Here is an 18,821-nt window from a genome sequence, read left to right as displayed (position 1 = left end):
GGTCCGCCGGCTGTCCGTACTGCTGCTGTCCGTACTGCTGCTGGGCTGTGGGGTCCGCCGGCTGTCCGTACTGCTGCTGTCCGTACTGCTGCTGGGCCGTGGGGTCGGCGGGCTGGCCATACTGCTGCTGACCGTACTGCTGACCGTACTGGGGCTGCCCGTACTGGGGCTGCTGAGTCGGCTCGGCAGGCTGGATGTACTGCTGCTGCCGGGCGGCGTCGTCCTGCGCGTCAGGAGCAGCGGCGGCCTCGGCCTGCCCGGCTCCGGCGGAGTGCGAACCGGGGGAGACTGCGTCGCCGTCGACGGCCCCCGCGCCGTGCGCGGATTCAGGCGCGCCGGTGCCGGGCTCATTCCCGGCGTCCGGGCTCCCGTGCCCGGCGTCCTGGGGTTCGGGGCTGTTCGGTGTGGTCATTGCAGTTGGTTCGCCTCTCTGACAGGCCCGGAAACCGGCTCGCCGGTGCGGGTGCGGAAATGGACCGGGGCCATGCGGCAGGTCACAGGCCCGTTCGCCCAGCCTACCTGCGTACCCGATGTTTGGGCCGTTTCACCGGAGACGTGGCGCCCGGGCCTCCCGCCCCGGGACCGGTGCGGGGACGGCGTGCCCGACGTGGGACCTGCGCCGGACAGCTCGGACGCGTGGGGTGCCCGGGCTGCGGCACAGATGAGGCGGCCCCGGACGCGTGGGGGTCAGGCGTCCGGGGCCGCGGTCCATGTCTGCCTCTCAGGCAGCGGTGTCCGTCCGCCGGGTCAGCTGGCCACGAACTCGGCGTCGATGTTGATGCTGACCTTGTCGCCGACCAGGACGCCGCCGGCTTCCAGGGGCGCGTTCCACGTGAGGCCGAACTCCTTGCGGCTCACGCTGGTGCTGGCGGAGAAGCCTGCGCGGGTGACGCCGAAGGGGTCGACAGTGACGCCGTTGAACTCCGCGTCCAGGACCACCGGACGGGTCACGCCCTTGATGGTGAGGTCACCGGCAACCCGGTACGTCTCGCCGGCCGCCTCCAGGCCGGTGTACCGGAAGGTCAGCTCCGGGTGGTTTGCCACGTCGAAGAAGTCCTCGCCCTTGACGTGTGCGTCGCGGTTCGCGTCCTTCGAATTGAAGGATTCGGCCTTGATGGTCGCGGCGATGCGGGACTCCCCGGCCGTCGGGCCGACCTCGATGACGGCCTCCACGTCCTGGAAAGCGCCGCGCACTTTGCTGATGCCCGCGTGCCGGACCGAGAACCCGACCTCGCTGTGGGAGGGATCGAGGGTCCAGGTTCCGGCGGCAAGTCCGTTGGGGATCATGTGGTTTCTCCTTGATGGGTCCGTGGCGACGAGGTCATCTCCGACGCGAGGTGCATGCATATGCATGCAGTCTGGCATGAATCGCTTGAATGTTCAAGTGTTGATTTAGTGCCCGGCCTTGACTCTGCGAAACTGGGGTGCATGTCCCGCTCATCCATACATCTGGTCCGCCACGGCGAAGTGCACAACCCGGACCGCGTCCTTTACGGCCGGCTGCCTGAATTTCACCTCTCCGATTTGGGGAGGCAGATGGCTGACCGGGTCGCCGGCTACTTCGGGGATCGGCAGCAGGCGGGCGCCAACGTCGTGCGGCTTGTCGCCTCGCCGCTGACCCGCGCCCAGGAAACCGCGGAGCCGATCGCCGCAGCCCTGGGGCTGGAGGTGGTCACCGATGATCGCATCCTGGAAGCGGAGAACCGCTTTGAAGGGCTCTCCGCGGTGCAGCGGCAGCTGCGTAATCCGCGGTACTGGCCGCTGCTGCGCAATCCGTTCACGCCGTCCTGGGGGGAGCCGTACGCCCAGCAGGTGGCGAGGGTTATGGCTGCCGTCGAGGATGCCCGCGTTGCCGCGGTGGAGGCAGCCGGCGACGGCGCCGAAGCGGTCCTGGTCAGCCACCAGCTTCCGATCTGGGTCACCCGGCTGGCCGCGGAGGGCCGACGGCTCTGGCACGACCCCCGGCAGCGGCAGTGCACGCTGACCAGTGTCACCACCCTGAACTTCGAAGGCCCCGTGCTGACAGGGGTCCGATACGCGGAGCCGTCCGCCGACCTGCTGCCCGGGGCAGCGAACGTCCCCGGAGCGTAATAGAATTACTACGCTTCGTAGAAAGGGCACCGCCCGCGCCGCGATGAAAGTTGGACAGCCTTGAACAATCCCCGGAGCCCCGAGCCGGACACCATGGGCCGCCGCCGCTTCCTGCGCGCCGGCGCGGCCCTCGCGGTCGCGGCGCCTTTCGCCGTCATGGCCGCGGGGTGCAGTGCGGAGGAGGACCCGCTTGCCGCCCAGGCCCGGGCGGGTGACAACAAGAACTACATCGCCGGTGACGGTTCCGTCACCGAGTACGCGGCGTCCGAGCGCGGCGAGCCGGTGCAGCTCAGCGCCCGGCTCTTCGACGACACGGAAGTCAGCTCGGCCGACTGGGCCGGCGACGTCGTCGTCCTCAACTTCTGGTACGCCGCCTGCGCGCCCTGCCGCAAGGAAGCCCCGGACCTGGTGGACCTGCACAACCAGTTCGAAGCCGAGGGGGCGCGCTTCTACGGCGTCAACATCCGTGACGAGCGGCAGACCGCTGAGGCGTTCGAGCGCACCTTCAACATCCCCTACCCGAGCATCAACGACCGCGACGGCGGCGTGCTGCTGTCCATGACCAGCTATGTTCCGCCGCAGGCGGTACCCACCACGCTGGTGCTGGACCGGGAAGGCCGCGTGGCCGCCCGCATCCTTGGCCTGGCCGACAAGGGAACCCTCAAGGCGCTTATCACCGACGCCCTGGCGGCCTGATCCGTGCAGCCCTTCCTTCCGGCAGCCCTCCCGGCGGCCAACGTATTCGCGGAGACCATCCTCAACGGCTCCATGCTGCTGGCCATCCCGGTCGCTGTCCTCGCCGGACTGGTGTCCTTCCTGTCTCCCTGCGTGCTGCCCCTGGTGCCGGGCTACCTCGGCTACGTGACGGGGCTGACCGGCATCGACCTGGCGAACCAGCGCCGCGGCCGGATGCTGGCCGGCATCAGTCTGTTCGTGTTCGGCTTCTCGCTGGTCTTCGTGCTCATCGGCGCCGGTGTCGGCCAGCTGGGCGGCTGGCTGCGCAGCCCCGACCAGGGCTGGGTGCCCCAGGTCCTCGGCGTGCTGATCATCCTCATGGGCGTGGTGTTCCTCGGCGGACTGAGCTGGTTCCAGCGCGACCGGAAAATCAACGCCCGGCCGCCGGCCGGCCTCTGGGGCGCACCGCTGCTGGGTGTCACCTTCGGCCTCGGCTGGGCTCCGTGCCTCGGGCCCACCCTTTCCGCCGTGCAGCTGCTGTCCTTCTCCGGCGACGACGCCAGCGCAGCCAAGGGTGCCCTGCTGACCTTTGTCTACTGCCTTGGGCTGGGACTGCCGTTCCTCCTCATCGCCCTCGGATTCCGGCGTGCCTCAGGTGCCCTGGGCTTCCTGCGGCGGCATCGCCTGGGCCTGCAGCGCTTCGGCGGCGGGATGCTGATCCTGCTTGGCCTGCTGATGGTCACCGGCGTCTGGAACCTGTGGATCAACGACCTGCAGGGGTGGCTCGACAGCGTGACCCTACCCATCTGATGACTGCCGCCCCATGACCGAGAACCCGAACACCGAACCCCCTGGGAAGCCCGTGAAGACCGAACACGATACCCCGCCCGGCAGCTCCGGGCCGGAATCCGGCAAGGACCGGACCGGACGCCGGGACGCCGACGTCGCCCTCCCGGCCCTCGGCGCGCGCGGCATGCTGCGCTGGGCCTGGAACCAGCTCACCAGCATGCGGACTGCGATGTTCCTGCTGCTGCTGCTGGCGGTGGCGGCAGTGCCGGGGTCGCTGTTTCCGCAGCGGCCCTCCGACCCGGCAGGCGTCAACCAGTACCTGCAGGAAAACCCGGCCCTGGGGCCCTGGCTGGACAGGTTCCAGCTCTTCGACGTGTATTCCTCGGTGTGGTTCTCCGCCATCTACCTGCTGCTGTTCGTCTCGCTGATCGGCTGCGTCATCCCGCGGGCCAAGGCGCACTTCAAGGCCATGCGGTCCAAGCCGCCGCGGACCCCGCGGCGTCTGTCCCGGCTGCCCGAGCACGGCACGCTGGCTATCCCCGCCGATCGTGGGCTCACTCCGGAGGGCGCAGTCCGCGAGGCCGCCGCCATCCTGCGCCGCCGCGGCTACCGGGTGGACGTGCGCGACGCCGCCACCGACGCTCCCTCGGTCGGAGCCGAACGCGGTTTCGCCAAGGAGCTGGGCAACCTGGTCTTCCATACGTCGCTGATCGGGGTGCTCATCTCCGTGGCCGTCGGCAACCTGTACGGCTATAACGGCCAGAAGATCGTGGTGGAGGGGGACACCTTCGTCAACACCCTGGTCGGCTATGACACCTTCACACCCGGCAGCAGCTTCACCGCGGAGGAGCTCGATCCGTTCTCCCTGACGCTCGATGAGTTCCAGGTGGAGTTCGACCGGGAGTCGCAGACCCACTACGGGCAGCCCCTGGACTACACCGCCAAGGTCACGCTGCGCGACGACGTCGACGGTGAGCCGCGGACCGAGGAGCTGAAGGTCAACTCTCCGCTCTCGGTGGACGGCACGCGCGTCTATCTGGTCGGCAACGGCTACGCGCCGATGGTGACCGTGCGGGACGGAAACGGCGACATCGCCTTCTCCGGGCCGGTGATCGGCGTCCCGCAGGACGGGATGTTCACCTCCCTCGCCGTCATCAAGGTGCCGGACGCCCGCCCCGACCAGCTCGGATTTGTAGGCTTCTTCCTGCCCACCGCCATGCTGGACGAAGACGGCGTTTCCTATTCGGGGGACCCGGATCCGTTCAATCCCCAGCTGAACCTGAACTCCTACTACGGCGACCTCGGGCTCGACGAGGGCGTGCCCAGCAATGTCTACGTGCTGGACACTGAGGAGCTCACCGAGCTGAACAACCGGGACCTGGAGTCCGGCGGCATCGTGCTGGGTGCCAACGACACCTACGAACTGCCCGAGGGCAAAGGCAGCATCACGTTTGACGGCCTCAAGCGCTACATCGCCGTCGACATCGCCTACGATCCGGGGGAGATGGGGGCCCTGGTCTTCGCCACCCTCGGCTTCGCCGGACTGATCGCCTCGCTCTTCCTCGCCCGCCGCCGGGTATGGGTCCGTGCCGCCGACGGGGAGGATGGCCGCATAATGGTCGAGTACGGCCTGCTGGCCCGCGGCGAGGACGCACGCCTGGGCCCGGAGGCAAAGGCGCTGCACGAACTCTTCGAAAAGCAGTGGTCCCCCGTCGGGACCGCGACCGGAAACCACCCCGTCGCCGCTGACGTGCGGGAAACAGAACCAGGTAAGGACAAGTAATGCCCTCCATCGATCAGACCCTGGCGGAGTACAGCGAGCTGTTCATGCTCCTGGCCGCGTTCACCTATACGGTGGCGTTCCTGGCGTTCTGCTGGGACCTGGCCCGGAGCAGCCGGTCCCTGGCCTCCCTCGAAGAGCGCCTGGCGGCGCAGCAGCCGGCGCGCGCGATGGTCGGAGCCGGTGCTTCCGCCGGGGGCGGCACGGATGCCCTGCCCGCCGCGGAGCGCGGGGCCCGGGACACCGGCGCGCACACCGCCGATGACGCCATGCAGTACTCCGGCGCCCGCCGCAACGCCGCCCGTGTGGGCGTCGCCCTGACGGTCCTGGCCGCGGCAATCCATGCCGCCGGCGTCATCACCCGCGGCATGGCAGCCCACCGTGTTCCGTGGGGCAACATGTACGAGTTCTGCACCACCGGTGCCCTCGTCGTGGCCGTGGTGTTCCTCATCGCGCTGGTCAAGAAGGACCTGCGGTTCCTCGGCACCTTCGTCATCGGCCTGGTGCTGATCATGATGATGGCCGCCACCATCGGCTTCCCGACGCCGGTCGCGCACCTCGTTCCGGCCCTGCAGAGCTACTGGCTGATCATCCACGTCTCCGTGGCCGTCCTAGCCTCGGCCCTGTTTACCCTGACCTTCGCCATGTCGGTGCTGCAGCTGCTGCAGTCCCGCCGCGAGGCAAAGATCCGGGCCGGTGGCGGCAACACCATGGGCTTCATGCGTCTGGTCCCCTCCGCCCTCAGCCTGGAGAACCTCAGCTACCGGGTCAACGCAGTCGGCTTCGTGCTGTGGACCTTCACCGTGATCGCCGGCGCGATCTGGGCCGAGCAGGCCTGGGGCCGCTACTGGGGCTGGGACACCAAGGAGGTCTGGTCCTTCGTGATCTGGGTGGTCTACGCCGGCTACCTGCATGCCCGCGCCACCCGCGGCTGGACCGGCACCCGCGCGGCCTGGCTGTCGATCGTGGGCTACCTGTGCGTGGTCTTCAACTTCACCATCGTGAACATCTTCTTCTCCGGCCTGCACAGCTACGCCGGCGTCTGATCGGTCACCAGGTACGCAGCCAGCCTGCAGCTGCAAAAAACAGCCCGCCCCGGAACGTCAGTTCCGGGGCGGGCTCTTTCTGTCTGACGATGGTCTTGGGATTGTGACCGCAGGAAACGGGCTCCTAGGCGGAGTCCTGCTCCTCGCCCTGTTCCCCGCGCTCGGCGGCGCGCTTTTCCCGCTCACGGATTTCGGCTTCACGCCGACGCAGTTCGGCTTCCTTTTCCTGCTGCCGACGGCGGATCTCCAGGTTGCGCAGGAACTCGGGGTCGTCGTCGGGCGCGGTGGGGTGGCGGGGCTGGGGCCGCTTGGGGCCGGGCCCGGACCGCGGGCGGCCGAAGAGGAACCACAGCCCTGCTCCGAGCAGCGGCAGCAGCAGGATCACTGCCAGCCAGGCGGGCTTGGAGATGCTCCTCACCTCCTTGGCCGCGGACATGATGCAGTCGATCAGCGCGTAGATGATCACGGCGGCGACGACGATGATACCGAACAGCAGGAGGCGTGGCATATCCCAATTGTAGGGGAGGGCCTTCCGCCAACCGCCAGCCCCGACGCAGTGCAGGACCTGCGTAGAATGAAGAGGTGGCTTTCTGGAAATTCACCGCACTGCGCCTTGGCCTCGTGGCCGTCTTCTTCGCCGCCTGCCTCTGGCTGAACCTGGGGCTGGTCTACTCGGCCGTGGTGTCGGCGATCCTGGCCTGGTGCGTCACTTATCTGTTCTTCCGGAACATGCGCGACGACGCCGCGCGCAGCCTCCAGACGCGCTTCCGTGATGGAGCCCCGCCCAAGCGCAACCGCGCCGAGCTGGATGACGCGCAGGCCGAGGACACCCTGGTCGACGAGGTCCCGGACGTGCGCATCGACAACGACCGTAAGCCCCGCGGCAACTAGCCCGGCGGCAGCCGGCCCCGCTGTTCCCTCCGGCTGCGAAGCCGCCGCCCCACCCGGCGGGTAGACTGCCTGCATTAACGGCCGGCCGCCGCCAACCGCGCAGCGCCGGCATCATGCCGACAACGGGGGGTTGCAGGCCATGGGGCATCCGAATCGAACGCATCCGGACGAGCGGACCTACAACCGCCGATGGCTGATCGGCGTGACCGCCGGGCCGTTGGTGCTCGGCTGTGCGGCGGCCGGCTGGATGTACTCGGTGGCGGACCGGCTTCCGGACATGCTGGCCAGTCACTGGGGCAGCGACGGCGTGGACGGATACTCCCCGCTGTGGGTCACCGCCCTGATCGCCGTCCTGGCCGGCGGAGGCAGCGGGGCGCTGATCGCCGGGTTGGGCATCCTGACCCGGGGCTACTCGCTGTTGCTGGGCCGCGTCACCGTGGGGTTCGGCCTTGCTTTCGGAACCCTCATCACAGCCCTGGCCGTCGGCGTCGTGGCCGGCCAGATCGACCTCGCCGACGCTTCCCAGGCAGCGGTCTCCGGGCCGGTGACAGGGATCGGCTCGGCGCTGGGAGCTTCCCTCGGGACGGCGGCAGCGCTCCTTTACCGGCCCGGAGAGGTGGATCGGACTCCCACCCCGGAGACCGCGGCTGCCGGCCGGGCCGCAGCCGATGACCGTTCCGCCGTGGTCCAGGCCGCCCAGGCCTCGGCCGCGCAGGGCGGGACACTGGCCGTCACCGTGTCGATGGGCCGCACGGCCTGGCTGCTCAGTTTCGGAACCGGAGGGCTCGTGGCACTCAGCGTGGTGTTCCTCCACCCGCTCCTGGCGTTGCTCGGTATCCCGGCGGCCGCCGTGATGTGGGCGTTCCTGCACGGCCGGGCCATCATCGACCGGGACGGCGTGCGGGTGCTCGCCGGCGGCGTCAAGACCCTCATGCCGGTCGGCCACGGGCAGATCCGCTCCGCGTCGGTGCAGGATATCCGGGCCATGGACCACGGCGGCTGGGGCTACCGGCTCAACCTCGGCGCCGTCGGCTTCATCACCGGAAACGGCCCGGCCCTGGTCCTGGAAACCGGCCCTGCACTCAGGCACGTGATCTCGATGCCCGACCCTGAAACGGCAGCCCGCGCCTGCGCCCTGGTCAACGCCTATCGGCAGGCGGCCGATCTGCCCAAAGCCGCCGGCGCAGCAGCAGGCTGAGTTCCGGCCCGGCCCCGGCGGAGCGGGCGGCCGGAAGGGGCGGGACCGTCAGGCCGGGACCCTCAGGCCAGCACACGGGTCAGGACCAGGCCCAAACCGTACAGCACACTGAAGCCCAGGTTGATCAGCCCGGTCTGCTTCAGCACCGGGATCAGGCTCTTGCGCTTCCTGCCCCGCAGCATCAGCCAGGACGGCATTAGGCAGGCGGGTGCGAGCAGCAGCACCAGCAGCACCCACGGCCGGTCCGGGGCGATCAGCAGCGGCAGCAGCAGGGCCAGCGCCAGCATCATCACGTAGCTGATGCGCGCTGCCTCGTCGCCCAGCCGCACGGCCAGCGTGCGCTTGCCGACCTCGCGGTCCGTGGGGATGTCCCGCACGTTGTTGGCCATCAGCAGGGCTGTGGCAAAGAGGCCGGTGGACACGGCGCCGATCACGGCTGCCCAGTCCACGGTGCCGGCCTGGGTGTAGGTGGTGCCCAGGGTGGCGACGAGCCCGAAGAACACAAAGACGAAGACATCCCCCAGGCCGAGATAGCCGTACGGGTTGCGCCCGCCGGTGTAGCCCCAGGCGGCGGCGATGCAGCCCACGCCCACCAGCAGCAGGAACCACGCCTGCGACAGCAGCACCAGCGCCAAACCGGCGAGCAGCGCCGCGGCGAAGCACGCAAACGCCGCATACTTGACCTGCTGGGGGGCGGCGGCGCCTGAACCGGTCAGGCGCAGCGGCCCCACACGAACGTCGTCGGTGCCGCGCACGCCGTCGGAGTAGTCGTTGGCGTAGTTGACCCCGACCTGCAGCAGCACGGCCACGAGCAGGGCCAGGACGGCGTTGACCGGTTTGAAGGCATCCAGCCCGAAGGCTGCGGCGCTGCCGATGACGACAGGCGCCACCGCCATCGGCAGGGTGCGGGGTCGGGCGCCTTCAATCCACTGGGCGGCTGTGGCCACTGTGCATCCTTCTCGTCATGGTGTTGGTATCCCTCGGGACCATTCTTCTCCGCCGCCGCGTCCAGCAGAAATCGGCGCAGCCGCCCCGGCCGGCCGGTCGCCGGCAGCGGTGCGCGGACTCAACGCCGGGCTGCGGCCAGCAGACGGCGGAGGCCCAGCCGGTCGGTCTTGCCGTTGGGCAGCAGCGGAAGCTCCTGGAGCAGGAGCACCACCTTGGGCACGGAGGCCGGTCCCAGCGCCGCGCGGACCGCGTCGCTGACCTTCCGTGGATCCACCTCGCCGACGACGGCGGCGCCGACGGCCTCGCCCCACTCGGCGTCCTCGATGCCCAGCACCACCGCCTGGTGGACTTCGGGCAGCTGCTCGATCGCCGCGGCCACCGCGGGAGCGGAGATCTTCACGCCGCCGCTCATCACCACATCGTCCACCCGGCCGGTGACGCGCACGCTGCGGCCGGCCACGACGCCGGTGTCGTCGGTGCGGAACCAACGCCGGCCGGAGTGGAAAGGGAAACGGCGGGACGTCAGCTCGGGCTGGCCGAGGTAGCCGTCGGCCAGCACGTCGCCGCTGACCCACAACCGGCCCTCGTCCTGGATCACCTCGACGCCGGGCAGCGGAACGCCGTCGTACACGCAGCCGCCGCAGGTCTCGCTCATGCCGTAGGTGGTCACCACCCGCACGCCGTGGGATCGGGCGGCGTCCAGCAGCCGGGCCCCGGCCGGGGCGCCGCCGAGCAGGATGGCGTCGAAGCGGCGCAGCACCCGCAGCGTCGCCTCCGAGGGATCCTGCAGCAGCCGGTGCAGCTGGGTGGGCACCAGGGAGGTGAACCGGTGCCGGTCGGTCATGTCGGCTGCCGCTTCGGTGAAGGCCTCCGCCGTGAACGGCTGCGTCAGGTCCATGAACACGGGATCGGTGCCGGCGAACAGGGAGCGCACCAGGACCTGGACCCCGGCGATATAGCTGACCGGCAGGGCCGAGAGCCACTGCCCGTCCGCCTCCAACGCCACCGCCGTGGCCATCGACGACGCAGCGAGCGCGTCGGTGCTGAGCATGGTCTGCTTCGGCAGCCCGGTGGAGCCGGAGGTGCTGACCACCAGGGCGATGTCGTCGTTCGGCAGCTGGCCGGAGAAGCTCTGCCCTGGATCGGTGTGGGGGGCGACGGCCGGTCCTTCACCTGCCAGCGCGGCGGCGAGCGGGGCCAGCAGCTGACGGCCGTCGAAGCCGGGGTGCGTGTGGACGGGAAGCAGTTCCATTCGGGCCTAGAAGTAGTAGGGGAAGGCGGACCAGTCGGGCTCCCGTTTACCCAGGAAAGCGTCCCGGCCCTCCACCGCTTCGTCGGTCATGTAGGCCAGCCGGGTGGCTTCGCCGGCGAACACCTGCTGGCCGGCCATCCCGTCGTCGGGCAGGTTGAACGCGAACTTCAGCATCCGGATGGCCTGCGGCGACTGCCGGGCGATGTCCGCAGCGTACTGAAGGGCGACCTTTTCCAGGTCCTCGTGGTCCACGGCCTCGTTGACGGCGCCCATGGCCACCATGTCCTCGGCGGAGTACTCACGGGCGAGGAAGAAGATCTCCCGGGCCCGCTTCTGCCCGATCTGCCGGGCCAGCAGGGCGGAGCCGTAGCCGGCGTCGAAGCTGCCCACGGTGGCGTCGGTCTGCTTGAACTTTCCGTGCTGGCGGCTTGCCAGGGTCAGGTCGGAGACCACGTGCAGGCTGTGCCCGCCGCCGGCGGCCCAGCCGTTGACGACGGCGATGACCACCTTCGGCATGGTGCGCATCAGCCGCTGCACCTCAAGGATGTGCAGCCGGCCGGCGCGGGCCGGGTCGATCGTCTCCTGCGTCTCGCCCTCGGCGTACCGGTAGCCGTCGCGGCCGCGGATCCGCTGGTCGCCGCCGGAGCAGAAGGAATGGCCGCCGTCCTTGGGGGAGGGGCCGTTGCCGGTGAGCAGGACGGTCGCGACGTCGGGGGTCATCCGCGCGTGGTCCATGGCCCGGTACAGCTCATCCACGGTGCCGGGGCGGAAGGCGTTGCGCACTTCGGGCCGGTTGAAGGCGATGCGGACGGTCGGCAGGTCGCGCAGGATGCGCCCGTCGGCGTCGCGCTCCACCTGCCGGTGGTAGGTCATGTCCTGCAGGTCCCCGAACCCGCTGACCACACGCCACTGCCGCGGGTCGAAGATGTCCGATACCTTTTCCGGAAGTTCGATGCTCACGCATCGAGTCTATCCCCCGCCCTCCGGGCCGCTTTCCGGGCCTCCTGATGCCGGCCCGGTCCGCCCAATACACCGGCGAAACCTACCGGCCCGGGAACGGCGTCGCTAGCGTTACAGAATGGTCAGCTCCCCGGCGGGGATTGACGGCCCCGCATCCGATGCCCTGCTTGGCTTTGGCCGGTTCTTCACCCGGTGGGACGAGAGCGCGGACCGCCGCGCCGTCTACCGGGAAGGCGGCCGGCAGGCCGACGACTTCTACCGCAACCGGTGGAGCCACGACAAGATCGTCCGCTCCACGCACGGGGTGAACTGCACCGGCTCCTGCTCCTGGAAGGTCTACGTCAAGGACGGGATCATCACCTGGGAGGCGCAGGAGACCGACTATCCATCCGTGGGCCCGGACCGCGCCGAATACGAGCCGCGCGGCTGCCCCCGCGGCGCGGCCTTCTCCTGGTACACGTACTCGCCCACCCGGGTCCGCTATCCCTACCTGCGCGGGGTGCTGGCGGAGATGTACCGCGAGGCCAAGCGCGACGTCGGCGGTGATCCGGTGCTGGCGTGGGAACGGATCGTCACGGATCCGGAAAAGCGGCGACGCTATCAGCAGGCCCGGGGGAAGGGCGGGCTGGTGCGCTCGAGCTGGGCCGAGGCGCTGGAACTGACCGCGGCCGCCCACGTCTACACGGTCAAGACCTTCGGGCCGGACCGCTGCACCGGGTTTTCCCCCATTCCCGCGATGTCCATGGTCTCCCACGCCGCGGGGGCCCGGTTCATCAACCTCATCGGCGGGGTAATGAACAGCTTCTACGACTGGTACGCGGACCTGCCGGTGGCCAGTCCGCAGGTTTTCGGCGACCAGACCGACGTGCCCGAATCCGGGGACTGGTGGGACGCGACCTATCTGATGATGTGGGGGTCCAACATTCCGGTGACCCGCACCCCGGACGCGCACTGGATGGTGGAGGCCCGCTACCGGGGCACCAAGGTGGTCTCGGTCAGCCCCGACTACGCCGACAACACCAAGTTCGCCGATGAATGGCTGCCCGCCGCCGCCGGGTCCGACGCGGCGCTCGCCATGGCCATGGGGCACGTGATGCTCAAGGAGAACTTTGTGGACCGGCGGGTGCCGTTCTTCGAGGACTACGTGCTGCAGTACACGGATCTGCCGTTCCTGGTCACCCTGGAGGAGCGCGGCGACGGCACGGTGGTGCCCGGCAAGTTCCTCACCGCCGCCGACCTGTCGGGGACCGACGCCGGCGGCGGGGGCGCGCACCGGGCCGGTGGCCCCCGCCCCGGCGCCGCCGGTGCCGACGCGGCGTTCAAGACGGTGCTGATGGACCGCGACGCCGGTACGCCCGTGGTGCCGAACGGTTCCATCGGCCACCGGTACAACGAGGCCGACGCCGGGAAATGGAACCTGGACCTGGCCGGCGTGCGCCCCTCCCTCTCCGCGGCGGACACGGCCGGCTGGGACGGAACGGTCAGCGGGCTTCAGCTGCCGGCCTTCACCGACCCTGACGGCACCGGCTCGGTGCTGCAGCGCGGCGTGCCGGTCGCCGTCGTCGCCGGTCGGAAGGTGACCACGGTCTTCGACCTGATGCTCGCCCAGTACGGGGTAGGCCGGGAGGGGCTGCCCGGCAGCTGGGCCGCCGGGTACGACGACGCCGCCACCCCCTACACCCCGGCCTGGCAGGAGGAGATCACCTCGGTGGGCGCGGACGCGGTGATCCGCACCGCGAGGCAGTTCGCGCGGAACGCCGAGGACTCCGGCGGGCGGTCGATGATCATCCTCGGCGCCGGGCTCTGCCACTGGTACCACGGCGACGTCACCTACCGGGCGATCCTGGCCCTGCTCATGCTCACCGGCTGCGAGGGCCGCAACGGCGGCGGCTGGGCGCACTATGTGGGCCAGGAAAAGTGCCGCCCGATCACCGGTTGGGCCGCGATGGCCGCCGCCACCGACTGGACCCGGCCGCCGCGCTTCATGATCGGCACCGGGTTCTGGTACATGCACACCGACCAGTGGCGCTCCGACGGCTATTCGGGGGATGCGCTGCACTCGCCGCTGGCGGACGGCCACCTGGCCGGGATGCACACCGCGGATCTGCTGGCGAAGTCGGTGCGCATGGGCTGGATGCCCTTCTATCCGCAGTTCGACAAGCGCAATTCGCTGGATATTGCCGATGCCGCGGCGGCCGCCGTCGCCGCCGGCGAGGCTCCGGACGAGGGCCGTTGGGTGGCGGACCGGCTGAAGGACGGGTCGCTGCGGTTCGCCATCGAGGACGTGGACGCGCCGGAGAACTGGCCGCGGACGCTGCTGCTGTGGCGTTCGAACCTGTTCGGCTCCTCCGCCAAGGGGGAGGAGTACTTCCAGAAGCACCTGCTCGGCACGCTCAACAATGTCCGGGGCGCCGACCATGCCGATGCCCGGCCGCAGGACGTGGCCTGGCATGAGCAGGCGCCGCAGGGCAAGCTCGACCTGCTGGTGACCGCCGATTTCCGGATGACCAGCTCCACACTGCTCTCCGACGTCGTGTTCCCGGCCGCCACCTGGTACGAGAAGAACGACCTCAACACCACCGACATGCACCCCTACATCCACGCCTTCACGCCGGCGATCCCCCCGCCGTGGGAGGCGAAGTCGGACTACGAGCTGTTCCGGCTGCTCTCCGAGGAGTTCTCCCGCCAGGCGCAGACCCACCTCGGTGTGCGGAAGGACCTGGTGGCCACCCCGCTCACCCATGACACTCCCGGCGAAATCCGCCAGCCGGGCGGCCACGCACCGGATTGGAAGGGCACGGACCTGCCGGCGGTGCCCGGAGAAAACCTGCCGGCCCTCAAGGTGGTCGAGCGGGACTACACGGCCATCGGCAGCAAATTCGTCGCCGTCGGACCGCTGGCCGAGCAGCTGGGCTTCGTCACGAAGAACGTGACGTACGACGTCGGCGAGCAGGTGGTGCAGCTGGCGCAACGGCACGGGGTGTTCGACTCCGGGCCGGCCGCCGGCCGGCCGGCGGTGGACACCGCGCCGAAGATGGCCGAGGCCATCCTGCTGTTCTCCGGCACCACCAACGGCGCCCTGGCCGTGCAGGGGTTCCGGCACCTGGAGCAGCGCACAGGGATGCCGCTGGTGGACCTGGCCGAAGGCTCCGAGGAGAAGCGGATCACCTACGCCGCGACGCAGGAGCAGCCGGTTCCGGTGCTGACCAGCCCGGAATGGTCCGGCTCGGAGACCGGGGGGCGGCGCTACGCGCCGTTCACCATCAACATCGAGCGGCTCAAGCCGTTCCACACCCTCACCGGCCGGATGCACTTCTTCCTCGATCACGACTGGATGCGGGAGATGGGCGAGACGCTGCCCATCTACCGGCCGCCGCTGGACATGCACCGGCTGTTCGGCGAACCCCAGCTGGGGCAGCGGGGCGAGCTGTCCGTGGCGGTGCGCTACCTGACCCCGCACAACAAGTGGGCCATCCACTCCGAATACCAGGACAACCTGTTCATGCTCTCCCTCTCCCGCGGCGGGACGGCGGTGTGGATGAGCCCGCAGGACGCGAAGCTGATCGAGGTGGCGGACAACGACTGGGTGGAGTGTGTGAACACCAACGGGGTGCTGGTGGGCCGGGCCATCGTCTCCAGCCGGATGCCGGCGGGCATCATCTACGTCCACCACGCGCAGGAACGCATCATCGACACCCCGAAGTCCGAGGCCACCGGGCGGCGCGGCGGCATCCACAACTCGGTGACCCGTATCCTGCTCAAACCCACGCACATGATCGGCGGTTACGCCCAACTGTCCTGGGCGTTCAACTACCTCGGTCCCACCGGCGTGCAGCGGGACATCGTCTCCGTGGTGCGCAAACGCTCCCAGGAGGTGCGGTACTGATGAGGATCCTCGCCCAGGTCGCCATGGTGATGGCGCTCGACAAGTGCATCGGCTGCCATACCTGTTCGGTGACCTGCAAACAGGCCTGGACCAACCGGGCCGGCACCGAATACGTGTGGTTCAACAATGTGGAAACCCGCCCCGGTCAGGGCTATCCGCGCCGCTATGAGGACCAGCAGAAGTGGCGCGGGGGATGGGAGCTGAACCGGGCCGGGCGGCTGAAGCTCAAGTCCGGCGGGCGCTGGCAGAAGCTGCTCGGCCTGTTCGCCAGCCCCGTCCAGCCCGAGCTGAGCGACTACTACGAGCCGTGGACCTACGACTACGAGAACCTGATCAATGCCCCGGCCGGGGACGACTTCCCGGTGGCCCGGCCACGGTCGTTGATCACCGGGGAGAACACCAAGATTGAGTGGTCCGCGAACTGGGACGACGACCTCGGGGGATCCCCTGAAATCGGCCCGCACGATCCGGTCGTGGAGAAGATGCGCCGCGACGCCGAGGAGAAGGTGAAGTTCGAGTTCGACCAGACCTTCATGTTTTACCTGCCGCGCATCTGCGAGCACTGCCTGAACCCGTCCTGCATGGCATCCTGCCCGTCCGGGGCGATCTACAAGCGCACCGAGGACGGGATCGTGCTGGTGGACCAGGACCGCTGCCGCGGCTGGCGGCAGTGCGTGACCGGCTGCCCCTACAAGAAGATGTACTTCAACCACCGCACCGGCAAGGCCGAGAAGTGCACGTTCTGCTTCCCCCGCGTGGAGGTCGGCATTCCCACGGTCTGCGCGGAGACCTGCGTGGGCCGGCTGCGCTACATCGGCATCTTCCTGTACGACGCCGACCGGGTCACCGAGGCAGCCTCCGTCCCGGATCCGCAGGACCTGTACGAGGCGCAGCTGGACCTGATGATGGACCCGAACGACCCGGAGGTGATCCGCGCGGCCCGGGCGGAGGGGATTCCGGAGGACTGGCTCGACGCCGCGCGGCGCTCGCCGGTCTATGCGATGGCCAAGGAGCTGCGGGTCGCGCTGCCGCTGCACCCCGAATACCGGACCATGCCGATGGTCTGGTACGTGCCGCCGCTGTCTCCGATCGTGGACGTGCTGAAGGACTCCGGGCACGACGGCGAGGACGCCGGCAACCTGTTCGGCGCCATCGACTCGCTGCGCATTCCGGTGGAGTACCTGGCCGAGTTGTTCACCGCCGGCGACACGGACCTGGTCACCGGGGTGCTGAGGAAACTGGCGGCGATGCGGGCCTACATGCGCAACATCGCGCTGGGCGATGCCCCCGACGAGGAGATTGCCCGCGCCGTGGGCATGAGCGGCCGGCAGATCGTCCAGATGTACCGGCTGATGGCGGTGGCCAAGTACGAGGAGCGCTACGTCATTCCCAGCGCGCATCTGGAGGACGCGCACAACCTCGAGGAGATCGGCTGCTCCCTGGACGTGGAGGGTGGGCCCGGCATGGGCCAGACCGGCGTGTTCGGCGAGGCCTCGGGACGGCCCATGCCGATCGCCGTCGAGAATTTCGCGGCCCTCGAAGCCCGGCAGCGCGGCGACGACCCGGCCGGCAACCGCGGCACGGGTCGGATCAACCTGCTGAACTGGGACGGCCGCGGTGCCCCGCGCGGCCTGTTTCCGCAGCGGCCCGACGCCGGCGAGTCCCGGAACGCCGGTATGACGGACGCCGCCGGGCAGCCCGGAAAGGGCGGAGATCCGGGCTCCGCGGACAACGAAACGGGCCCGCGCCGCGGCCCGGACCCGTCCGCACCCGGCGGGACAGGAGAAGCGAAGTGAGCCTGCTCGAGAAGCTGTTGGGCAAGCCGGCCAGGGGCACCCTGGAAGCCGGGCCGTACGCCGACCCGAACCCCCGGCGCAGCGCCGTCTGCCGGCTCGCCGCCGCCCAGCTGCTGCAGTATCCGGACGAAGCGCTGCTGGCCCGCCTGCCGCTGCTGCTCCGGGCCCTGGCCGAAGTGGACGCTCCCGCGGACCAGGTGCAGGAGCTGTGCGGCTGGCTGACGGACCGCCCGCTGCGCGAAGTGCAGGGCGACTACGTCCAGGAATTCGACCTGTCCCGGAAGCACAGCCTGCACCTGACCTACTGGACCGACGGCGACACCAGGCGCCGGGGGCAGGCACTCTCGGGCTTCAAGGAGGTGTACCGCCGGCACGGGGCGGTGACCGACGATGCCGAGCTGCCGGACTACCTGCCGATGGTGCTGGAGTTCGCGGCCAGGGTCTCGCCGGAGGACGGCTACGGGCTGCTGCAGCGCTACCGCCCGTCGCTGGAACTGCTGCGGCTGGCGCTGCACGACGACGGGCTGCCCCACCACGGCGCCGTCGCCCTGATCTGCCGGACCCTGCCCGGACCGTCCCCTGCGGACCGGGACGCGGTCATGCGGATGGCCGGATACGGCCCGCCCGCTGAAACGGTGGGCCTGGAACCGTACGACGTGCGGCTGCTGCCGATGAGCGAGAGGAAGCCGTCACCATGAAGCCGATGGATATACCCACCGACGTGAACGTGGGCCTGGACGACGTGATGCTGTGGGGCGTGCTGCCGTACGTGGTGCTGGCCGTCATGATCGGCGGAACGATCTGGCGCTATCGCTACGACCAGTTCGGCTGGACCACCCGCTCCTCCCAGCTGTACGAGTCGCGGATCCTGCGCATCGCCTCGCCGCTGTTCCACTTCGGGATCCTGGCGGTGATCGCCGGGCATTTCATCGGGCTGGTCATTCCGGAGTCCTGGACCGACGCGGCGGGCATCAGCGAGCACGCCTACCACATCATGGCGCTGAGCATCGGCGCGGTGGCCGGGTTCGGGACGCTGGTGGGGGTCGCCCTGCTCATCTATCGGCGGCGCACCACGGGGCCGGTGTTCATGGCCACCACCCGCAACGACAAGTTCATGTACGTGGTGCTGGTGGGCGCCCTGCTCGCCGGGCTGGCCACCACCCTGGTGAACGTCTTCGACCCGACGGTCACCGACTACCGGCTCACCGTCTCGCCCTGGTTCCGGTCCATCTGGATCTTCCAGCCGGACATCGCCGCCATGGCGGCGGCGAGCTTCTCGTTCAAGCTGCACGTGCTGTGGGGCCTGGCCCTGTTCGCGATCTGGCCGTTCACCCGGCTGGTGCATGCGTTCACGGCGCCCCTGCAGTACCTGTTCCGCCCGTACATCGTCTACCGGTCGCGCGATCCGCAGGGCGTCGGAGCGGCTCCCGTCCGCCGCGGCTGGGCTCCGGTCGGCACCCCTGACCGGGACCGCCGCAACATCCGCAGGTAACCGCCGCCGCCGTCGTC

General features: G+C 69.6%; 16 protein-coding genes and 1 pseudogene. 11 read left to right on the top strand and 6 right to left on the bottom strand.

Annotation, left to right across the window (positions count from 1 at the left end):
* Nucleotides 1-412: pseudogene (locus tag AC5RUW_RS12900) on the bottom strand (hypothetical protein); the annotation flags it as partial.
* A gap of 335 nt (nt 413-747) precedes the next feature.
* Nucleotides 748-1,287, bottom strand: coding sequence for a YceI family protein (locus tag AC5RUW_RS12895; protein ID WP_494161055.1), 540 nt, complete (start codon nt 1,285-1,287; stop codon nt 748-750).
* A 141-nt stretch (nt 1,288-1,428) separates the two neighbouring features.
* Between AC5RUW_RS12895 and AC5RUW_RS12890 the strand changes: the two genes are divergently transcribed.
* The 5 genes from AC5RUW_RS12890 (at nt 1,429) to ccsB (ending at nt 6,381) form a co-directional block, all read left to right on the top strand.
* Nucleotides 1,429-2,091 carry a histidine phosphatase family protein gene (locus tag AC5RUW_RS12890; RefSeq protein WP_494161054.1) on the top strand — a complete coding sequence of 221 codons (663 nt, stop codon included), beginning with the start codon at nt 1,429-1,431 and terminating at the stop codon, nt 2,089-2,091.
* A 93-nt stretch (nt 2,092-2,184) separates the two neighbouring features.
* Nucleotides 2,185-2,787 carry a TlpA family protein disulfide reductase gene (locus AC5RUW_RS12885; RefSeq protein ID WP_494161072.1) on the top strand — a complete coding sequence of 201 codons (603 nt, stop codon included), beginning with the start codon at nt 2,185-2,187 and terminating at the stop codon, nt 2,785-2,787.
* A 72-nt stretch (nt 2,788-2,859) separates the two neighbouring features.
* Nucleotides 2,860-3,576 (top strand): cytochrome c biogenesis CcdA family protein, encoded by a 717-nt coding sequence (locus AC5RUW_RS12880; RefSeq protein ID WP_494161071.1) that lies wholly within the window; start codon nt 2,860-2,862, stop codon nt 3,574-3,576.
* A gap of 13 nt (nt 3,577-3,589) precedes the next feature.
* Nucleotides 3,590-5,338 carry a cytochrome c biogenesis protein ResB gene (gene resB, locus AC5RUW_RS12875; RefSeq protein WP_494161053.1) on the top strand — a complete coding sequence of 583 codons (1,749 nt, stop codon included), beginning with the start codon at nt 3,590-3,592 and terminating at the stop codon, nt 5,336-5,338.
* Nucleotides 5,338-6,381 (top strand): c-type cytochrome biogenesis protein CcsB, encoded by a 1,044-nt coding sequence (gene ccsB / locus AC5RUW_RS12870; RefSeq protein ID WP_494161052.1) that lies wholly within the window; start codon nt 5,338-5,340, stop codon nt 6,379-6,381. The genes resB and ccsB overlap by 1 nt, the downstream gene beginning before the upstream one ends.
* 124 nt (nt 6,382-6,505) lie before the next feature.
* Here the strand turns inward: ccsB and AC5RUW_RS12865 are convergent, their stop codons facing one another.
* Nucleotides 6,506-6,889, bottom strand: coding sequence for a PLDc N-terminal domain-containing protein (locus tag AC5RUW_RS12865; protein ID WP_494005776.1), 384 nt, complete (start codon nt 6,887-6,889; stop codon nt 6,506-6,508).
* A gap of 74 nt (nt 6,890-6,963) precedes the next feature.
* On the opposite strand from AC5RUW_RS12865, the gene AC5RUW_RS12860 reads away from it, so the two are divergent.
* Both AC5RUW_RS12860 and AC5RUW_RS12855 read left to right on the top strand, forming a co-directional pair.
* Entirely contained in the window at nt 6,964-7,272 is a 309-nt protein-coding gene (locus AC5RUW_RS12860) for a DUF4229 domain-containing protein (protein ID WP_494161051.1), read from the top strand.
* A gap of 139 nt (nt 7,273-7,411) precedes the next feature.
* Entirely contained in the window at nt 7,412-8,470 is a 1,059-nt protein-coding gene (locus AC5RUW_RS12855; RefSeq protein WP_494161050.1) for a hypothetical protein, read from the top strand.
* 62 nt (nt 8,471-8,532) lie between these two features.
* Here AC5RUW_RS12855 and AC5RUW_RS12850 read toward each other — a convergent pair whose 3' ends face one another.
* The 3 genes from AC5RUW_RS12850 to AC5RUW_RS12840 form a co-directional block, all read right to left on the bottom strand.
* The gene (locus tag AC5RUW_RS12850) at nt 8,533-9,417 is read right to left on the bottom strand and encodes a 1,4-dihydroxy-2-naphthoate polyprenyltransferase (RefSeq protein ID WP_494161049.1); all 885 of its coding nucleotides are present in this window, start codon (nt 9,415-9,417) and stop codon (nt 8,533-8,535) included.
* A 119-nt stretch (nt 9,418-9,536) separates the two neighbouring features.
* A complete protein-coding gene (locus tag AC5RUW_RS12845) occupies nt 9,537-10,670 on the bottom strand; it encodes an AMP-binding protein (protein WP_494161048.1) in 1,134 nt (377 codons plus the stop codon).
* A gap of 6 nt (nt 10,671-10,676) precedes the next feature.
* Nucleotides 10,677-11,630, bottom strand: a complete 954-nt coding sequence (locus AC5RUW_RS12840; RefSeq protein ID WP_494161047.1) for a 1,4-dihydroxy-2-naphthoyl-CoA synthase — start codon at nt 11,628-11,630, stop codon at nt 10,677-10,679.
* A gap of 118 nt (nt 11,631-11,748) precedes the next feature.
* Between AC5RUW_RS12840 and AC5RUW_RS12835 the strand changes: the two genes are divergently transcribed.
* The 4 genes from AC5RUW_RS12835 to narI are packed head-to-tail and all read left to right on the top strand — an operon-like array spanning nt 11,749 to nt 18,804.
* Entirely contained in the window at nt 11,749-15,516 is a 3,768-nt protein-coding gene (locus AC5RUW_RS12835; RefSeq protein WP_494161046.1) for a nitrate reductase subunit alpha, read from the top strand.
* Nucleotides 15,516-17,312, top strand: a complete 1,797-nt coding sequence (gene narH / locus AC5RUW_RS12830) for a nitrate reductase subunit beta (RefSeq protein ID WP_494161045.1) — start codon at nt 15,516-15,518, stop codon at nt 17,310-17,312. The genes AC5RUW_RS12835 and narH overlap by 1 nt, the downstream gene beginning before the upstream one ends.
* Nucleotides 17,309-18,010, top strand: a complete 702-nt coding sequence (gene narJ / locus AC5RUW_RS12825) for a nitrate reductase molybdenum cofactor assembly chaperone (protein ID WP_494161044.1) — start codon at nt 17,309-17,311, stop codon at nt 18,008-18,010. Before narH ends, narJ begins: the two co-directional genes overlap by 4 nt.
* Entirely contained in the window at nt 18,007-18,804 is a 798-nt protein-coding gene (narI, locus tag AC5RUW_RS12820; protein ID WP_494161043.1) for a respiratory nitrate reductase subunit gamma, read from the top strand. Before narJ ends, narI begins: the two co-directional genes overlap by 4 nt.
* Nucleotides 18,805-18,821 lie beyond the last annotated feature (17 nt).

This window comes from Arthrobacter sp. Y3222053 (assembly GCF_059092805.1).
This window is presented reverse-complemented; position numbering and strand designations above follow the sequence as displayed.

Coding starts and splice junctions, on each gene's coding strand:
- AC5RUW_RS12895 (WP_494161055.1), bottom strand. CDS start 1,287: ATGATCCCCAACGGACTTGCCGCCGGAACCTGGACCCTCGATCCCTCC.
- AC5RUW_RS12890 (WP_494161054.1), top strand. CDS start 1,429: ATGTCCCGCTCATCCATACATCTGGTCCGCCACGGCGAAGTGCACAAC.
- AC5RUW_RS12885 (WP_494161072.1), top strand. CDS start 2,185: ATGGGCCGCCGCCGCTTCCTGCGCGCCGGCGCGGCCCTCGCGGTCGCG.
- AC5RUW_RS12880 (WP_494161071.1), top strand. CDS start 2,860: ATGCTGCTGGCCATCCCGGTCGCTGTCCTCGCCGGACTGGTGTCCTTC.
- resB (WP_494161053.1), top strand. CDS start 3,590: ATGACCGAGAACCCGAACACCGAACCCCCTGGGAAGCCCGTGAAGACC.
- ccsB (WP_494161052.1), top strand. CDS start 5,338: ATGCCCTCCATCGATCAGACCCTGGCGGAGTACAGCGAGCTGTTCATG.
- AC5RUW_RS12865 (WP_494005776.1), bottom strand. CDS start 6,889: ATGCCACGCCTCCTGCTGTTCGGTATCATCGTCGTCGCCGCCGTGATC.
- AC5RUW_RS12855 (WP_494161050.1), top strand. CDS start 7,412: ATGGGGCATCCGAATCGAACGCATCCGGACGAGCGGACCTACAACCGC.
- AC5RUW_RS12845 (WP_494161048.1), bottom strand. CDS start 10,670: ATGGAACTGCTTCCCGTCCACACGCACCCCGGCTTCGACGGCCGTCAG.
- AC5RUW_RS12835 (WP_494161046.1), top strand. CDS start 11,749: ATGGTCAGCTCCCCGGCGGGGATTGACGGCCCCGCATCCGATGCCCTG.
- narH (WP_494161045.1), top strand. CDS start 15,516: ATGAGGATCCTCGCCCAGGTCGCCATGGTGATGGCGCTCGACAAGTGC.
- narI (WP_494161043.1), top strand. CDS start 18,007: ATGAAGCCGATGGATATACCCACCGACGTGAACGTGGGCCTGGACGAC.